14 protein-coding genes and 1 pseudogene are annotated in these 18,370 nt (G+C 37.0%); all 15 read left to right on the top strand.

Features of this window, described 5'->3' with window-relative positions:
- Window positions 1-14: 14 nt before the first annotated feature.
- A complete protein-coding gene (locus tag AC0L0O_RS21355) occupies window positions 15-1,940 on the top strand; it encodes a WxL domain-containing protein (RefSeq protein ID WP_176268563.1) in 1,926 nt (641 codons plus the stop codon).
- 38 nt (window positions 1,941-1,978) lie between these two features.
- Window positions 1,979-2,524: a hypothetical protein gene (locus AC0L0O_RS21350; RefSeq protein ID WP_088120194.1), complete on the top strand. Its 546-nt coding sequence runs from the start codon at window positions 1,979-1,981 to the stop codon at window positions 2,522-2,524.
- Window positions 2,521-3,144, top strand: a complete 624-nt coding sequence (locus AC0L0O_RS21345) for a hypothetical protein (protein ID WP_088120195.1) — start codon at window positions 2,521-2,523, stop codon at window positions 3,142-3,144. The genes AC0L0O_RS21350 and AC0L0O_RS21345 overlap by 4 nt, the downstream gene beginning before the upstream one ends.
- A 114-nt stretch (window positions 3,145-3,258) precedes the next feature.
- Window positions 3,259-3,420 (top strand): hypothetical protein, encoded by a 162-nt coding sequence (locus AC0L0O_RS21340; protein WP_473786131.1) that lies wholly within the window; start codon window positions 3,259-3,261, stop codon window positions 3,418-3,420.
- 524 nt (window positions 3,421-3,944) lie between these two features.
- Window positions 3,945-4,676: a hypothetical protein gene (locus tag AC0L0O_RS21335; protein WP_088120196.1), complete on the top strand. Its 732-nt coding sequence runs from the start codon at window positions 3,945-3,947 to the stop codon at window positions 4,674-4,676.
- Between the two features lie 27 nt (window positions 4,677-4,703).
- Window positions 4,704-5,255 carry a hypothetical protein gene (locus AC0L0O_RS21330; RefSeq protein ID WP_000784220.1) on the top strand — a complete coding sequence of 184 codons (552 nt, stop codon included), beginning with the start codon at window positions 4,704-4,706 and terminating at the stop codon, window positions 5,253-5,255.
- Window positions 5,256-5,447: 192 nt separating this feature from the next.
- Window positions 5,448-6,761, top strand: a complete 1,314-nt coding sequence (locus AC0L0O_RS21325) for a DUF3854 domain-containing protein (protein ID WP_473786088.1) — start codon at window positions 5,448-5,450, stop codon at window positions 6,759-6,761.
- A gap of 130 nt (window positions 6,762-6,891) precedes the next feature.
- Window positions 6,892-7,827 (top strand): Rpn family recombination-promoting nuclease/putative transposase, encoded by a 936-nt coding sequence (locus AC0L0O_RS21320; protein WP_473786087.1) that lies wholly within the window; start codon window positions 6,892-6,894, stop codon window positions 7,825-7,827.
- A gap of 165 nt (window positions 7,828-7,992) precedes the next feature.
- A pseudogene (locus tag AC0L0O_RS21315) lies at window positions 7,993-8,176 on the top strand (hypothetical protein).
- Between the two features lie 113 nt (window positions 8,177-8,289).
- Window positions 8,290-8,709 carry a hypothetical protein gene (locus AC0L0O_RS21310; protein WP_473786086.1) on the top strand — a complete coding sequence of 140 codons (420 nt, stop codon included), beginning with the start codon at window positions 8,290-8,292 and terminating at the stop codon, window positions 8,707-8,709.
- Window positions 8,710-8,775: 66 nt separating this feature from the next.
- Window positions 8,776-9,126, top strand: a complete 351-nt coding sequence (locus AC0L0O_RS21305) for a PrgI family protein (protein WP_001233518.1) — start codon at window positions 8,776-8,778, stop codon at window positions 9,124-9,126.
- Entirely contained in the window at window positions 9,127-10,041 is a 915-nt protein-coding gene (locus AC0L0O_RS21300) for a hypothetical protein (RefSeq protein WP_072181142.1), read from the top strand.
- A 2-nt stretch (window positions 10,042-10,043) separates the two neighbouring features.
- Window positions 10,044-12,122, top strand: coding sequence for a VirB4 family type IV secretion system protein (locus AC0L0O_RS21295; RefSeq protein ID WP_473786085.1), 2,079 nt, complete (start codon window positions 10,044-10,046; stop codon window positions 12,120-12,122).
- A gap of 30 nt (window positions 12,123-12,152) precedes the next feature.
- Complete coding sequence (locus tag AC0L0O_RS21290; RefSeq protein WP_473786084.1) at window positions 12,153-16,169, top strand: type IV secretion system protein; 4,017 nt, start codon at window positions 12,153-12,155, stop codon at window positions 16,167-16,169.
- Window positions 16,166-18,370: a lysozyme family protein gene (locus AC0L0O_RS21285; protein WP_473786083.1), complete on the top strand. Its 2,205-nt coding sequence runs from the start codon at window positions 16,166-16,168 to the stop codon at window positions 18,368-18,370. Before AC0L0O_RS21290 ends, AC0L0O_RS21285 begins: the two co-directional genes overlap by 4 nt.

Genomic DNA, 18,370 nt, shown 5'->3' with positions numbered 1-18,370 from the left:
TGGGGGAGGAAACAGTGAAATGGGGGAAGGTTCTTACTTCAATCATACTTTTAGGTGTATCGTGCTTAATTATTGAATCAAAAGATAACTCTGTATTAGCTGATCAAATAGGAAAACAGCAAAATGGTATTCCAACACTCACTGCGAATGGAAAAGAAAATGAAGTGAAGCTAGAATGGGCGATTGATATCTTAGAGCAGGACGTCTTATGGAAAATTGATTTTAATAATCCAAAAGATGTTAATTTAATGAGTGGTTGGGGAGAGTTTTACGGAAACGGGAATCAAAGTTTACAATCTGAAGTCTTTTATCCAAATGGTACAGATTCTAGCGGATACAAAGTATTTGATACAAAATCAGGAGGGAATCGGGTTTTATATCCTTATACAGTAAGAGAGAGTTCCATTGCTGTTTTTAAGCGATTAAATGTACCTAATAATGCTTATATTTCAGCAACATTTAAAGCGAAGTCACAAGGATTAGGGAGAATTAGTTTCTATGGTGATGGAAGCTGGGAAACAGGGAGAGAATTTGATTATTATAACGCTACTGTTTTAAAGGATGTTCCAGGCGGTTCAAAAGAATTAGAAATTAGTAATATCTCCTTGTTTCCAGAGAGGGAACCCGGTACCAACATACCAAGGGATAGAAGACATATAACTTCGGATATAAACAAAGATGTGTATCAAGATTCCCCAATGATTGAAAAGGTAATACCGGATCAGGATGGTTCTGGAAAGGGAAAGATAATATTAAATAGTCCTATTGTGACTCCTATGAAACAAGGTGATCGCCTAAAAACAAGAAAATGGGCAGCACCTATCCAATTACCAAATAATCGTACGGTCACAAAGAATGATTCTAATAAAGATATAAATGGATGGTCTACGTTTAGTATGAATACTCAAGTTGCAAATAATCCGTTTTATATTACCGAGCAACGAGGCGTAACTTTTTATATGCTTGCGTATTCAGAAGGAATTACCTATGTGGATGAGTTAAAAGTGGGATATGCATCGGAAGCGGAAGTATACAGAGGGAATCAGCAAATATATAAGGGCAGGCTCTCTGACTATGTAGATAAAGAAGCAAAAGATCAGGCAGTGCCAACAACACCTGAAAGCTTCCAAGTTGAAAATAGAGAACTGAAAGAAACTAAAGTAATGTTTGCCCCTGCTAAAGATGAAGGGAGTACCTATCATTATAAAATTCGTGGAGTTGGCAGGAATGGCGTTTCGGATTTTTCTAAGGAAGTTCCTGCAACTGTAACAAGTGGCGTAAAGGGATATGAATATGTAGTGAATGATAAATCCGAAACATCACTTGATAAAGTAAGCGGTGTTCAGTTTACAAATCAGACTAGCATTCAGTTTCCGACTGATTATGTGAAACCACAATATGTACATATCCGAACGGTAGATAAAGCAGGGAATAAAAGTACGACAAAGCATATTTCTACCACACAAAAAGGACAGGTAGACATGCTCACTGTACCCAAAAGTGTGAAGTTCAGCCCGATTCAATTGAATGGAGAAAAACAAAATTCATTTGGCACATTAGGGAAACTCATGATACATGATAGTCGAAATCAAACGGATGGCTGGAGATTGAATGTGACTATTTCACCATTTACAGATACAAATATAGCAAAACAATTGCCAAAGGGTTCTCTATCCTTAAAAAACCAAGTGAGTGTAACAAAAGTAAAGGGCCCAGAGACAGGGAAACCTATTGTACAGATTCCAAATACACCTATTGATAATGGGGCAGCACACACTATTATCCGAGCTTCAAAAGATGTAGCAATTGGAGAATATCAACTCGATTTTGGTCAAAATGGATTGCAACTGCAGTTAGATCCAGGGACAACTTATGTAGGGAAGAATCGGCAAGCTACTTATACTTCTACGGTTACTTGGTCTCTAGTGAGTGGACCGTAATAATTCATTACAACAGGAAAAAATAAGGAGAAAAAATTATGAGTGTATATGTAATAGGAATACTACTAGGATATATGATCCTGAATGTATTTACTGATTTGAAATATAGAAAAACGAAAAATATATGGCATTTGCTATTCTTAATTGTAGGTATAGGAATCACGTATTTTGCTGGAATAAGAACAGGGAAAGAGATTGTGATTGTAATAGCCATGGCCTTAGCATGTGGTTTGTTGTTAGAGACATTTAAATTTTCTTCACCCGGTGATACAAAAATGCTTATTGTTGTAGCTTTATATATTAGTAATGTAGTAGAAGAAACAGCTATCCTTACCGCAATTACACTAACAGCGTTCCATTTACTATTCTTTTGGGTTGCTAGTGTGTATCGATTAATCAAAATTTTAGGGTTTGTAGGAGCGATTAAAGACCAATTGGAGCATGCTGCGTCTATATTTGGGGCAAAACTACCAAAGAAAGAAATACAGCTGATACAGAGCTTCCCAGGGGCTTGTTCTATTTTATTAGGAGCAATTGTGTATATTGCTTTCACTATTTATCAAAACGGAGGTATATTAGCTTGAATAGTAGAATCATTCATCAAAGAGAAACATATATTTACTTTACAATTTTTGCGCTTATAGGAGTTCTTATTCTAAATCTGTTTATTAATATGGTGTTTGTATTAGCATATCCTATACTTATCGGATTAATTGTACAGGTTGTTCTGCTGCAGAAGATAAAAAAGCCATTTTATCGGAACGGAAAAGAATTAACGGAACAGTTAAAACTAAAAAATATATTTCTAGTAGAGTCAAATATTTTGGGAGATGAAGAAGGAACAGTCTATGAGGTGCATCAAATGCCTTTTGAATTTTCAAATGGGCTAATTAATAAGGAGAAGAGTTATAAGGTAGTAAAACAAGAGTATGAAAGAAAAGTAAAAGAAGATTTAACAAAAATTGCAAAATGGCAAGTTACAACAAAAGCTAGACTTGTTACGACAACTCATTTTCGTTTATACACAATTTGGCAGAAAAATAGCACAGGCTATCAGTTAAAAAAAATAGAGGATTGTATTGATCCATATGCCAAGATGAATCTTATACAATGGATGATTGCTTCATTCTGTACGACTGGTCGTATCAAGTATGATAAAAAACCAAAAGAGTGGGCAAGTTATGAATGGGTTACTTTAAGGTAATAAAAAGGCAGAATAAAAAACTTCTGTCTTTTTTTATTTACCTATTAAAGTTTTTTTAGGAAGATGTGTATATTGTATGGGTAATTTCTACAATATTTGAAGGAGGAGATTTGATTGACAAATTTACCAATAATTTTAGGAATGCTATTTTGTTTAGGATGGGCTTTATTCTGCTGTTTAGCTCTTTTTGTAGCAAACGATGAAAATAAGTATTTAAAAAGTTTCTTTTTTAGTATGTTTATGACTATGTTATTAATTAAGGTGGGAGGATATTAATAGAGGGAGATTAAGTTCATTTTCTATTATGTTAAATTAGTAGTTTCATTTCGTTAAAAAGGATCTCCATATAAAAATGGAGATCCTTTTAAAATGACGATGAGATATGACTCAATATCTCATGTAGGACAATTTTATTATACATTATTTTCTGAAAAAATAAATAAGTATATTCTAGTTTAGTAACATAACATTATTGAAATTTTGATGGAAATTGATTAATATAAATGTATATTTATTGTTTAATTGATTCCGTTTATTCCCACACCTTATTGTGTTGTGGTTGAGTTGTAGAAGCAAGTTGCGTCTTGTTTCAATTGTGAAAGGGCTTCTTTGAGCCGATTAGTGTATATATAGCTTATTTTGCTATGCACATTATTAATCGACTTGAAGGGGCCTTTTTGTGTTGTCTTCAAGTTAGGAATCACTTGTAAAAAGGTATTTAGATTTAGGTATACAAATAAAAAACACTGTGAGAAAAACACAAGATTTGTGTTTTTTTGCTTTGGGAGGGGATCATTATAATGAAATACGAACATGCAATTACACTAGATAAACCATTACTATCATTAGACGAGATAATAAAAATCTTTCAGAGGAATGAAGTTACTCAACCAATTCGAAAGCGTGATTCTAGCATTAGCTATGATACAGAAGATTATATTGCAGATAAAATGACAGCCTTACACATCAACTCTGATGAGTATTACAATACGATTTTTTTACCAATTTTAAACCATGATTGTAAAGAAGATTGTTATTTTCCATTTGAAAGGAATTACTGTTTAGAGGTGTATGGCTATCCATGTACGTTAGAAGATGCGTTTAAGGAATGGGGCTTTTATATTATTAATAAAATGGATTGTACATTAGAAACAGTAATGTCTGAGTATGTAGAGGTTACAAATCCTTTATTTGATCCGACTGTAGAAGAATTGGCCAGAATTATTAAATATAACAAAGAGCGTACTAAGGAGTGTAGTAGATTATTTAATATTTCTCTTGAATCATTGAAGAAATTATTAAAGGAGTCCACCCATACCGTTATTGAGATCATTCAAAACATTGAAATGGAGGACTTATCAAAACTTCCTACACACTTAGGTGTTCAATTTGCTTATAGAAGGGAAACGAAAGAACTTTACATGTATTATGGAGAAAAACATTTACCGTGGCTTTATCGAGTATTACTTTTTCTTCATATTTTTGAGTTATCTATTCCAAGTGTAATTAATTGTTGTGAAGTAGAAAAATAATAAATATATAACCAGGGGGAAATTCAAATGAAAATGAGTTATGAAGTATCTATATTTTGTTCTGCACATCCAGATGATTTTATGCCAAATTTGCGTGCATTACGAATGAGGGTTACAAAGGAAGGAGCATTTTGGGAACGAGATTGTTATCAGTTTTCCATTAAACCATCAAACTTGTCACAGCGAGCAGCCAAACAAGCAGGGGAAATCTATTTGTATCATGTCTATTTCAATGGATGTATACGAGATTTCCTTTTTTTATTGGAGCGATGCTTTAGAGGGACAAGTTATCGCTTTACTGCAATCCGTGGTTTCCTAGAAATAGAAGGGTATTCCCTAAAGAAATGGAAGCCAATTTTACGTAGTCATCATATAAACTCTACTGATGTAGATTGTATTTTCAAGAAAAATGATCTTACAATGATTGTACATCACCATGGAGCTTTAGAGGTAGCTAAGCGTGCGGAGAAAGGCGAGCAATTAAAAAAAGTAAACTTTCTAAATGTAGATAGCTGGTTACAGGCACTTAATCCGTCAAAAGAAGATCTATTCTCTTTAACGGGTGTGAGTGTATCATAATGAGTGATTTACATAATTATATGGAAGTCTACAGACAGAGGGAATGACAGAAATCCGTAGTGAAAAATGACTATGAATTTCTGTCTTTTTATTTTATTGATGAACAAAAAGAATATCTAAATAGAAGTATAAAAAGTTTAATGGAAGTATCTGTTCCATATATAATAAACAGTATACAAGGAGTGGGGAATAATGAATTATAACATTCAAAAAGGTCAATTTCGTTTAACGAGTGCTTATCCAAGAGGTAGCTGGTGGGAATTTTACCGTGTTACGTGTCCGATTTGTCATGATACAGGTAATTGCATGCTGCATGTTTCGCAAGAGAAAGTAGCGTGTACGCGTGTAGAAAGTAAATGGATTTATGGAAAAAACACGGGCAATCCAAGCTACATTCACTACATAAATGGAAAAGATAAGTATCAATTGCCTGAGGTGGATGAAGTTCAGATTCATGATAAGAAAAGCAATGAAGAATTAGATGTTTTTAATCGGAAGTTAATGGATTTCATACCATTACAGGAGCATCATCATGCACATTTATTACGAGATAGAAAAATGACTGAAGAACAAATACAAGTACGTCAATATCGTTCCTTCTTAAAACAACAAATTGTATTAGAAGAGGATAATACGTATACGACTGTTTGGGAGCAGCTATTTAAACAGATTGGAAATAAAGATTGCTGGCAGGGCGTTCCGGGATTTTATGAGATGAAGAAAGGCCAACTTTCTCTTCGTTTGATGTCAGGATCTCCTGGTATATTGATTCCTTTTCGAAATCAATACAATCAAATTGTTGGATGGCAGGTTCGTGTGGATGAAGTGAAAAACTCCGTTCATGTGAAATCGGCACCCACTGGGGTTCAAGCGGAATTAATCGAACAACCTAATGTTGTAAAGATAACTAAAAATGGTGATTGTATCTTTGAAGGACAACTAGAAGTGAGCAAAAAGGTAGAAATTCCATTTCAAGAGGGACAAATTGTTGTAAAGATTCATAAAGGACAAAAATATCTGTGGATCTCATCAGCAAACAAAAATCAAGGGACTGGGGCAGGCGGTAGTGAAAATCCACTTCCTGTACATGTAGCAGTACCGAGTTCTCATTTGAAACATTGGAATTCTGGTACACTTCATCAAACGAAATCAGTAATGATCACAGAAGGCCCCATGAAAGCGGATTTAATTGCTGATTTGCTTCCAGAGCGATTTAATCAAGAGGAGATTTCTGAAATAGGAACAACGGTTCTTGCGATTCCAGGTGTAAATGCTTGGCGTATTGCTATGCCTGTATTAAAGGATATGGGTGTAGAAAAAGTCTATTTGGCGTTTGATGCGGATTTAGTAGAGAATCAAAAAGTAAGGAAAGCTCTTATAGACTTTGCGACAGAGTTAAAGCGAGTGGGCTATAACGTAATCATAGCTGCATGGAACCCAACGCAAGGTAAGGGGCTGGATGATACAATGCAAGCGGGATTTAAACCTGTATTTCAGAGATTGTGAAAGTCATAAAGTAAGTTGATATTTTAATAAATAGATAGGTTTAAAAAGATAGAGTTTGTAATTCTATCTTTTTCTTATATCCAATTACTACAGAGGATTTAAATTCACTAAAAGAGAGGTAGAAGAGAATATGAATACATCTATGAAAAAAAATCTAGTAAATTTACGAGTTGATTTTGCTTTCAAGCGCTTGTTTGGAGTAGAAGGAAACGAGGAGATACTCATTGGTTTTCTTAATGCGGTATTACAATCCTCTTTAGATGAGGAAATCATTTCTTTGCATTTAGATGATCCGCATCTTCCAAGGGAACAAAAGGATGATAAATTGTCTATTTTAGATTTGCGAGCTACTCTGAATAATGGTATAAAATTAAATATAGAGATACAGATTCGCGACAAAAAAGACATGATTGAGCGATCTTTGTTCTACTGGGCTGGCATGTATTATTCCCAAATGACTCAGGGGATGAAGTATACAGAATTAAGACCAACTATATGCATTAATATAGTGGATTTCATTCTGTTTCCAGAAGAAGAAGACTTTCATAATGTCGGTGTAGTCATGAACAAAAAATCGGAGCACATAATTTCAGAGAATATGCAATTGCACTTTCTTGAGATTCCAAAAGTAATTCGAGAATGGCAAGAAGATCGAATGGATCCATGGGAGGATATATTAGCACGCTGGCTATTATTATTTCCTGCATATGAAGATGAGAAATTAACTACAATCCTGGAGGGAATCGCGATGGAAAAAGATCCAGTTTTGAAAAAGGCAATAGAGGATTGGGAGCGTTTAAGTAGCGATAAGGACTTTTTACGCTTATATGAAGCGAGAGAGAAGGCAATCAAAGATAGAATATCAGAAATAGAGACGGCAGAAGAAAAGGCCGCGGAAAAAGCAGCAAAAGAAGCAGCAAAAGAAGCAGCAAAAGAAGCTAGAATAGCAACTAAGATAGAGATGATTCACAATTTAATTAAAGTAGGTGTACCTATAGAGAAGATAGCGGAAGCCACTGAATTAAGTGTGGAAGAGGTTAATGAAATTTTAAAAAATAAAGAGTAGATATAAACGATATAAAACAGGTAATTTTGATTACAGACGATTACCTGTTTTTTTGATTTAATGAAAGTGACAAGAGGGAAAGCTATATGAAGTGTGTAATTTTTACATACTTATTTATTCTGTTATTAAAAAATATAAAGAATGTAGGGGAGGGTGATTTGTATTATGCAAAAGAAAAAAGAAGCCTATTATGTGCATGTGTATACGCTTAGAGACAAAAGTACAAAATCGATAAAAATAGAACCATGGCGATCATTGAAAGAAGAAATGAATGTTTTAGGTCTGAAGGACAGTGATATTTTTCAAATTCAAATGGTATGATCCAAACAAAGAGGAAAAAAAGAAATAAAGGTGTAAATAAGGGGTTGTATTTTTAAAATCGTATTGCTATAATATAAACGTAATAAGATTTTACAATAAAATAAAAAATGAATCAGTTCGCATATAAGAGAAGACCTCAATATGCGCCATGTCCTTAGGGGACGTGTGCGTATATTGGGGTCTTTTTGCGTTTTGCGAGCAAAATCACCCGGAGGTGCAGGAATTATGTTGAATTGGTTGTCTGCAAAACTTATGACAACATCAGTAGGAGATTTCTTACTGGCAAAAGATAGTTTTACGGGAGGGCTTGGTAAGAACACTAGTGGTTCGAATGCTGCAACTGTCCAAGATAGCATGAATACCCTTGTAAAAACATTAATTGGTTTTGGAGGTATTTGGGTAGTTGCTTGTGTTGTATTCGCAAGTATCAAACTCTCAGGTGCGCAAGGGAAGAACCCTGAAAACCGTACACAAGCTATGATTGGTTTAGCTTGCGCAGCAATTGGAGGCTTTGTCATGATCAAAGCGTACGACATCGCTTCATGGGTTACAACAATCTAACATAAGAGTTCGTACAAGCTCTCCTCCATTTGGGGAGAGCTTCTCTTATATAAGGGAGGAAACAATATGAGAAAAGTAACTGTTCCTGTTGACATGACTTCGGAACAAAAAACGCTGTTAGGTGTATTAAGTAAACGCCAATTGATTTATCTATTAGGTGGCGGGGCAGCTCTTTATTTATATGTACCATTTTTATGGCGGCTATTTGCACCCTTTGATGCGGTAGTAGCGTTTTTTATTTGCTTAATTTTAGCACTACCAACGGTAGTAGGTGTAATAGCGTTTGCTTTTATTTATAAAGAAAAACAACACATGTACCTAGATAGATTTTTACTTATCAAAATGCGTAGCCGTTCCGAAAAAGGGAAGTGGAGAAAAGGGTACGAGCCAACTACATGGATAAAGGAGAATTTATAGATGTTGGAAATGATATATTTTGCGGCGATAGCCATTGTAGGATTTTTCTTTTATCGGAAAATGAATGGAAAACCGCTGTTTGGGTCTAAGAAAAAGGGGAAAAATCAAGGCAGAGTAGAGAAACACACTGCTGAAAAAAGTGGAAAGAAAAATAAAAAGAATATGTCTGCTGAATCAGAAGTTGATGAGGATAATGTTGATTTCTTTAGTGCTTTTGTAGAAGACATTAAGGAAATTGATAATCATATGATTCGTTATCATGATGACACATTTGTCTTGATTGCGGAAGCGCATCCAGTTAATTATTACTTACTTTCCAATATGGAACAAGAAGCCATTGATATCAAAATTGAATCATGGTTAACCACATTAGAGTTCAATACAAAAGTATATATTCAAAGTAAGTTTGTAGATTTAACAGATCCTGTACGAAAAATGACAGAAACGATGAAAGGTGCGAAGGACCTTACACCAGAGACAGTACTATATGGGCAAGAAGTTATCGATAACTTAGAATACTGGCAACGTTCGCAACCTCGATATGAACAAAAACGATATTTAATTTATCCATACAAGGTGGATATTAGTACGATTACTGCCGATACAGAGGACGAGTTAGAGGAAAAGATTGTAGATAAGGCATTTAACGAATTATATCGTCGCTATAATGCTTCTAGAAATCTATTATCGAAAGCAAAAATTAATGTAGAAATGTTAACGAAAGATAAATTAATAGAACTCTTATACGTAGCGTTTAACCGTCGTAAAGCTGTAAAAGCGCGTTTCCAGGACTTAATTGAAAATGAGAATTTCTCTCTATATTCAACTGGTGAAACGAATGAAAGAAAACTAGAGTTACTAAAGAAAGTGCTAGCGGAAGAAAAGGCAGAAAAATCAAACAACGGGGTGGCGTAAACATGAAGTTATTCGGAAAAAAGAAAAAAATAGAAGCAGAAGTAAAGGATGAGTTAGAACTAGAGGAGGAAGAGGAAGAACTACCGACCCAATTAGATAATCAAACAACCGTATTTGATGTCATCGCTCCAGAAGGAATGAAAATTGACGCAGAAGATTATGGAGTCATTAAACAATCTTTAGGAAGTAATACGTTCTTCCGTCCGTTTTATATTCCACGTGATGGGTATCCACGTATGATGCAAACGAATTGGCTAAATATGCTAACTTCATCTGGGGAAGTAGATGTCATGATTGATATTCATAAAGAACCAAAAGCAAAAGCAATGCGCTCATTAGATATGCAGCTTACGATGCTACGTTCGAATCTTTCCTTCCAGCGTACACGAGGCAACATTGACCAAGAAAAAGACTTAGATGCAAAAATTCAAGATACAAACAATTTAATGGATGAAATCCAGTTCAATGAAAACGACTCCTATATGGTAAGTACAATGGGTGTAGCGTATGCCGAATCAAAGAAAGAATTGGACGTCTTATGTGAGTATATTGAAGATGAAATGCAAGCATCTCACTTTAAGATAGCGAGTACTTGGAATCGTGTGAAGAGTGGGTTGAAAGCTGTTATGCCGCTAGGGGCACCGAATACTTTGCAAGATACCTATCGAAATATCGATAGACGTGCGTTATGTACATTTGCACCTTTTGTGTCAGGTTCCGGAAGGTTTAATGGTGGGATACCGATAGGAAAGAACAAGATTACTGGACAGGTAGAATTTTTAAATTCATTCGGGAATGCAGATTATCGTCCCCCAAACTACAACATTGGTGTAACAGGGATTTCAGGTTCCGGGAAAAGTTTACTTTTAAAAATGAAGCTAGCTCGTGAAACGTCACTTGCAGATACGCATGCAATGATTATCGATCCAGAAGGTGAATTCGTAAAAATTACAAAACGTTTAGGTGGTATTAATTTAAACATTTCACCTGAAAGCAATATCATTATCAACCCTTGTGCAATTGCTGTAACGGAGCTGCAGATTACGGATAAAGATGAAGAGCTAGAAGCACTTGAACAATACGATAAGAAGGAACTCGTAGAGCGTGATGGCGTGAAGTATGTAAGGTTTGTGCCGATTTTAGAGAAAATCAATGAAATACTAGGATTCTTTGACATTATTATTCGTGGGCAAGACTTTGATCAACCAGGATTAAATGTATTCCAGCGTACGATGCTAGAAGACGCGATTCGTGAAGTGTTTGATAAACATGGTATTACCTCACATCCATCCTCTTTATATACAGATGAAGTGAAAAAGGTGGATGGACAATTAATTCAGTCTCAAGTGAGAAAGCCAGAGCCAGAGTTAAAAGAAATCTATGATGTCATAGTAGAACGTCATGGAGACGATGTGAAAGCAGAAGAGTTAATTGCCGCGATTCGTCCGTTTTTACGTGATGGTTCCAAGCCATTATTTGATGGACAAAGTCATTTTGGACGTGGTGTAGAAACACAGTTAAATGAATCACGTGTTGTTAACTTTAATATTAGTCATTTAGAAGAGGGATTCTTAAAACCAATCGCCTTCCACGTTATCCTGAACTATATTTGGGAGCATTGGATTAAGAGTCCAGAGCACGCTATTAAACGAAAAGTACTGTATGTGGATGAGATGTGGCAGTTTATTGATTATGAACAAACGGTTAACTTCTTAGAAAAAGTAGCACGTCGTTCACGTAAAAGAAATGCAGGTATGTGTTGGGCCAGTCAGGACTTTGTTCGTATTTTAGAAAATGTAAAAGCACGTGGTATCTTGCAATCTACCTTCTCTTATTTCTTCTTAGAGCAAAATAAGATTGATAAGAAAAAAATCCAAGAGAACTTTAATTTAACTGCTGGGGAGTTAGATATTATCCTAAACAACCCAGGAAAAGGAGAAGGAATCTTCCGTGTAGGGGATAGCTCAGTTTGGATTCAAACAGATCCATCAGATAAAGAAATGATGTTCATTGAATCGAATGAAGCGGTACTACAAGAGCTTTTAAATAACATGAAGAAAGTACAAGGGTACGCAGGGTAATAGCGTACCTTTGAAAAGGAAGGTGAAAATATGCTTGAGAAAATAATAGATTGGGTCGGTGGCCTTATTATCCATATGGTAAAGACTCTCCTAGCGCCTATTTATGGATTTATGGATACTATTCCAGTTCTAGTCTTTGGTGGAGATAATGCTAATCTAGATTTTTTATATTCAAAGAATGCGGTAACGAATGTATTAGATACCGGTATGCCTGTCATGTTTAAATTTGTTGCTTTTTGTGTCCTCGTCAGTGTAGTTGTTACAGCAGCAAAATATTCAGCAACGGCTATAAATCCAAATAATCGGACGGCATTAATTGAATATGCAAAAGACTTAATGATTATCTCGATTTGTCTCTGGCATTTGGATTTCTTTTATAATTTTGTATTTAATCTAAACAATTGGATTACATTGGAATTTAAAGAGGCGATAAATGGAGTAAATAACGGGAATTTCAACCCGGATCAACAAATACCTTTGTTAAAGTCGGGGCTGTCTGACTATAAGACAATTACAGAGCTCTCAATGAAAGGTCATGAAAACGATTATATGTTTATCATATTCGGACTATTCATTGAAGCTGGATTAATGATATGGGCAAACTTTTATTATTTAATGCGTGCGGTGACACTGTACGTATTAATGTTACTAGGCCCTGTAATGGTAGGAATGTGGTTGTTCCCACAAAAGAAACAACAGACATTATATTGGATTCGTGAGTTTATGGGGGCAGTATTAATCCAAGCGATTCACGCAATTACCTTATGGTTAGTCATTACACTTATTGGGGATGCAAAAAATCCTATTATAAAATTAGTATTGCTTGCCATGTTTATTCCAGTTGGTGAGATTGTGAAAAGCTTTATCGGCCTTAGCACCAATGCATCAGGTGGTATTCATAGAGCGGGTACGATGATGGGGATGGGTGCTTTAGCAAGTGTGGCTGGTTTAGTTAAAGGTGTTCGTGATGATTATCGTAATTCAAAAGCAAAACCTGATGATAAAGGGGATAAAGAAAAGACAAAAGAAGATGCAGATAACCCAAAAGATACATTAGGAGCGAATTTAGGGACAGATGTTGGTACAACATCTCGTGCAGCTCGTATGTTAAAGGCAGGTCAAGTTGGAAGCTCACTTGGTAAAGTAACGACAGGACTTGCAGGTATGGCAGCAGGTGCAGGTCTTGGACCGGGAGCGATGATAGCAGGATCGCAGGTTGGAAATGCATTAGGTGCTGCTCCTGGAGCAGCGGCTGGTAGGAATGTTGCTGCAGTGGGTGAAGGAGCTGTAGCCTTAGGAAAACATATTGGTTCGAGTATAAAGAAGGGTGCGGACACGTATTCAAATCTAAATGGTGAATCGTATCCGGAACTAACCGATGAAGATATCGCACAGGATTTAGCTACAAAAGATTTTGAAAATTGGAAAGCGGATAATCCTGATTCTGCGGTGGCAAGCCGCTTAAAACAAGCATTCCCTAATGCTTCCGATGCAGAGATTGCTAAAAAAGTAGCGAAAACAAATAGTGATCAAATGTCTCGTTTCACAAATCAGCGGAAACAAGATTTACAAAATATGAAGAAAACTGCTACACCATATGGAAATGCTAGAGATTTAGTTAACGCTGCAACGAATGCATTCCAAAAGGGATATGAGGGAGACCATAAAGATACGTTTATGAGTCAATTACCAAAAAATATGTCAGCGGAAGAGAAAGAGAAACAATGGAATGACCATCTAAACGCAAAAGTACAAGGATTTAGAAACCACGCAGAACAGGCAGCGACAAAAGCGGGAGCCATGCCAGTTGATGCGAAGGATAAGCAAGGAAATAACCTGTTTGATAAGTCCTATGTCAATAAAGATGCGTTTGCTTCTCAACTTGCGTTAGGAAAAGTCGGAAAAGCAGTTGAGGGAGTAAAAGGAGAAACGTTAGAAAGTGGCCATCAAAATATGGGGCAAGTCGGTGCTCTTGTCGGTGCTTCTACCGCTGCATTTAAGAAAGCTTATAGTGCAGACCATAAGGCTGGATTCATGAAACAATTCCCTGCAGATATGTCGCAACAAGAAAAAGAAGCAGCATGGAATAAACATTTAGATCAAAAAGTACAAGGATTTAAAAATTATGCACAACAAGCGGCAGAACAAGCAGGGATTGTGCAACAAAAAGATGGTACAAACTATGCGAATAAAGAAGCTTTCGCTTCTCATTTATCACAACAGTTACAAAAAAATCCTGACTTAAATGCAATGGGGATATCCAGTGCGGCAGGCATTCAGAAGGCAGTCAATGGTGTGAAAACACACGGTTTGACAAGTGGAACTGGAAGCCAGCAAGCAAAACAAGTAAGTAATGTTGGGAACCTAGTACAAGCCTCTACAGAATCCTTTAAACAGGGCTATGCAGCAGAGCAACAGGCAAGCTTTATGAAAAACTTGTCTCCAACTATGTCTCAACCACAAAAAGAGCAAGCTTGGCAGTCGCACCTGAATGAAAAAGGAAATGAATTTAAAGCAGTTGCACAACAAGCGGCAGTACAAGCGGGAGCGATGCCCGTACAGGAAAAAGATACGAGTGGGAAGAGTCTACATAATCAATCGTATATTAATAAAGATGCCTTTGCTTCGCAATTAACGAAAAGTTTACAAAGCCATGCAAGTCTTGGAACGGTGAGTCAACAAGTAGGTTCTGGAATTACTAGTGCGATTCAAGGTGTCCGTTCACATGGCGTTGCGACAGGTGGCGCAATTAATAAAGCTGTATACGCAGCGACACAAACGCAAGCGAGTATCGCACGTGCAGGAGATCTTTCCGTTGCGGAAATTGAACGCTCTTATGCCGATGCATCAACAAGTGTAGCGAATATTGCACAAAGTGCGGGTAAAATGTCTATCCCAACTTCTGCAGTGGGACGTATGACACAGCAAAGTACAAAACTTGGCATGAGTGTAATGGAAGGTGCGAAACACCTTATGCTTGCGGATCGCATTGATACGGTATCAAATGCATACTTTAGTGCCGCGAGTGCTGTTCAACAATCCAGAGGGAATGCAGTACAAAGAGTGATAAGTGGGACCACTGCGGCTGTCAATACTTCATTAGGAGGGAATGCGGCAGAGCGTCACTATAATGTAACAAAAGGACTGAGTTACGCCGCAGGCGTTATTGGTGGTGCGGGTGCTTATCAAGCAACTGCACGTATGGTAAGTAAACATAATCCGTATAACAGTGCAGTTCGTAAAGAAGCAAAAGAGATTCAGGAAATTCAACAGATGGTACCGACAACAACAGATCATACAGGCGCGCAATCGGTTGTAAAAGGTGCAGTACGTCTTGTGATGACAAATAATAAATCGTGGATTGAAGCAAAAGACGCTAGTGGTATGACGCAGGTTGTATCTCGTTATGGTAGTGGAGATAGTAGTATTCGTTCTGGACAAGTGGTATATCAGGATTTAAATATTTCAGACGGACAATTAACGCAGTATCGTAATGGTACGAAAGCTTCTCCAGCCTATATACAAGATTCAAGTGGTGGCAAAATCAATATTAATCGCTCGATCAATGTAAATCCAAATCAATTAGTAGGAAATCAAAATCAAAGACCGTTACAACAGAAACCGGTATTTAATGAACCACCACTTACGGTAAATCACAAGGTAGACAATGGTCACTTCTATATGTCTGATTTAGACCAAGGTGGCTATAAGAATGTACAAATGGTGGTAGAAAGAGATCGTAGTTACATGGTTGCGACAACAACAGATGGTACAGTGACGCGTATTTCGCCATTCGGAAAAGGAGATACGCGTTTACAAGCAAACCAAAGGATTGAAAGAGCTTGTGAAGTGAAAGACAGTAGTATTAAGCCACGAGAAGAAATTTTAGTCACACACACACAGGACGAAGTTGTTCGTACAGAGACGCATCTGAATTTATCAGAACATGACCCGCAAAATCTGATTCCATTTGCGCCAAACCCTCGCTTAGCACAGCGAAGAGGAAGAAATTCTCAAAATGGAAAATATGGTGTGATAAGTCTATGAGTCAAAATCCTAATGATCCAAATGAACAGAAAAAAAGTAATCCTTTAAAAGATGTAGCTTCCCACTATATTAAGAAAAAAGGGATGCAAGCGCGCGGGAAGATAGCGAAATTAGCAGGGAAAGCAGGAAAGGCGGCAGCGAAAGCTGCTGCCAAAATGCTAAAAGCAGGTATACTAAAAATTGTGGGTGCTGTTATAGCAGCGGTTGGAGTACCTGCCGCTTTGGTAATGGGGGTCATTATTGCTGTATGTGTAATCTTAGTCTCTTTGGTACCTTTTACCGATGATGATACGAAAACAGAGGAACAAGTTAAAAAATATATGGAAGTCTCAATGGCTCTGAATGTGGATTGGAAAGAGGTTGTCGCTTTTGATATGGCGCGATATGATAATGATTTGACTGGTAAAGATCCGCATGATGCTATATCATATTTCTTGGATATCCAATATGAAGAATATACGGAAAAAGAGGTATGCGAGGCAGGACCGAATGGTCCTTGTGAAAAAAAGAAAAAGGAGATGCAAAAAACCAAATCTGAAAGTTACTCCGGACCAGATGTAAAAAAGATATTAGGAGATACAGATTTTAAGAAAAAAATAGATGAGATTAATGCGAGTGGAAGTAAAAAAGTGACAACATCTTCTCATGGGCTAGAGAAAGCGATGGAACTCGTAAAGTTTAGTAAGAGTCAAAAAGAGCGTGCTCGTGAGATATTAGAAGCTGGGTTGTTAGAGGCAACGTATGGACATCTGGCCCCTTCTAGTAATTTTGTTGGTGGTATGTGTGTAGGTAATGTGAGTCCTGGCGGGGAGCCTGTTAACCTTAATGCAAAAGTTACAGGATATCTTCCTAAAATTAAAGAAATGGCAGAAAAACATGGTGTTGCTGAATATGTTGGTATTTTGGCTGCTCAAATGATGCAGGAATCACAAGGAGAGGGAAATGACCCAATGCAAGCAGCAGAAGGGAGTCATGGAAACTTAAGTTCATATTGTGTAGGTCTAAGAGGAAGTGCTCGTATAGGGTGTATTAAAGATCCAAATATTTCTATTGAAGCAGGCGTACAAGAATTTAAAGATGTGCTAGGAAAGGCAAATGGAGATATAGCACTTGCCTTACAGAGTTATAATTACGGTCCTGGATTCATTAGTTATGCATTAGCAAGAGGTGGATATTCAGAAGAAACAGCTATTGCGTTTTCTAGGGAGCATGCTGGGGAAAATCGAGCTGGCTGTTCTGATCCAAATAACTTTCGAACCAAAGTCGGAGCGTGTTATGGGGATTTTACATATGTTTCCAAAGTTTTGAAATATTACAAAGACTTGGGTTGTGTGGCAGCTGGTGATGGAGAATGGATTTCTGATAAAGGTTGGAAATGGCCAACGAAATCAGGTCGTATTACAGATACATTTGATGCAGTTCGTAATGGAAAGCAACATAATGCTGTAGATATTGGAGCTATGACCGCTGGAAAACCAGGGGACCCTGTATGGTCGATGGAAGCAGGAGTAGTTACAGCTCAAACAGGATATGTAAACTACGGTGGTCTAGGTGTCTATATTGACCATGGAAATGGCATTGTATCTCGTTATTTACACTTGAGTAAGATTTCAGTTACACCAGGAACTATGGTAACAAAAGGACAAATTATCGGAGAAATGGGTGGTTCTAACTATGTTGGCGGCGTTCTGAATATGCTTGGATACGCTGTCCATTTAGATTTCCAAATTCGTATAAATGATCAACCGACGGATCCAATGAAGTTCTTTAAGAAAAATGATGATCCAGGGTTATCATCTGGTGGTTCTCCTACCATGACAAATGCTAAACGACAAAAGGTATTGGAAGAAGCGAAAAAATGGCTAGGGCAAGGAAAGGTCAGATATGTATTAGGAGACCGTAATCCACCAGGCGGTACGTCAGATTGCTCAGGATTTACGCAGTATGTCTTTAGAACAAGTATAGGTGTCCAACTTGGAGATTGGACAGGTGCTCAAGTTGGGCAAGGTAAACAAGTACCTGACATTAATCATGCACAACCAGGAGATCTTATCTTCTATGAAAATCCAGGGCACGTTGCAATTTATATGGGGAATCAAAAAATGATTCATATTGGTGATAACAAAGGTGTACAAATTACTGGTCTAAACTATACGGCAAGAGGTCAACATATGACGCAAATACGTAATGTTATAGACTGA

Source organism: Bacillus sp. GS3m_15504, from assembly GCF_055825275.1.
The sequence above is the reverse complement of the archived record's forward strand: the minus strand, read 5'-3'. Positions and strand labels throughout refer to the sequence as shown.

Excerpts from the sequence above, each read along its gene's own strand:
- AC0L0O_RS21350 (WP_088120194.1), top strand. The coding sequence starts at position 1,979 with ATGAGTGTATATGTAATAGGAATACTACTAGGATATATGATCCTGAAT.
- AC0L0O_RS21335 (WP_088120196.1), top strand. The coding sequence starts at position 3,945 with ATGAAATACGAACATGCAATTACACTAGATAAACCATTACTATCATTA.
- AC0L0O_RS21330 (WP_000784220.1), top strand. The coding sequence starts at position 4,704 with ATGAAAATGAGTTATGAAGTATCTATATTTTGTTCTGCACATCCAGAT.
- AC0L0O_RS21325 (WP_473786088.1), top strand. The coding sequence starts at position 5,448 with ATGAATTATAACATTCAAAAAGGTCAATTTCGTTTAACGAGTGCTTAT.
- AC0L0O_RS21320 (WP_473786087.1), top strand. The coding sequence starts at position 6,892 with ATGAATACATCTATGAAAAAAAATCTAGTAAATTTACGAGTTGATTTT.
- AC0L0O_RS21310 (WP_473786086.1), top strand. The coding sequence starts at position 8,290 with ATGCGCCATGTCCTTAGGGGACGTGTGCGTATATTGGGGTCTTTTTGC.
- AC0L0O_RS21305 (WP_001233518.1), top strand. The coding sequence starts at position 8,776 with ATGAGAAAAGTAACTGTTCCTGTTGACATGACTTCGGAACAAAAAACG.
- AC0L0O_RS21300 (WP_072181142.1), top strand. The coding sequence starts at position 9,127 with ATGTTGGAAATGATATATTTTGCGGCGATAGCCATTGTAGGATTTTTC.
- AC0L0O_RS21295 (WP_473786085.1), top strand. The coding sequence starts at position 10,044 with ATGAAGTTATTCGGAAAAAAGAAAAAAATAGAAGCAGAAGTAAAGGAT.
- AC0L0O_RS21290 (WP_473786084.1), top strand. The coding sequence starts at position 12,153 with ATGCTTGAGAAAATAATAGATTGGGTCGGTGGCCTTATTATCCATATG.
- AC0L0O_RS21285 (WP_473786083.1), top strand. The coding sequence starts at position 16,166 with ATGAGTCAAAATCCTAATGATCCAAATGAACAGAAAAAAAGTAATCCT.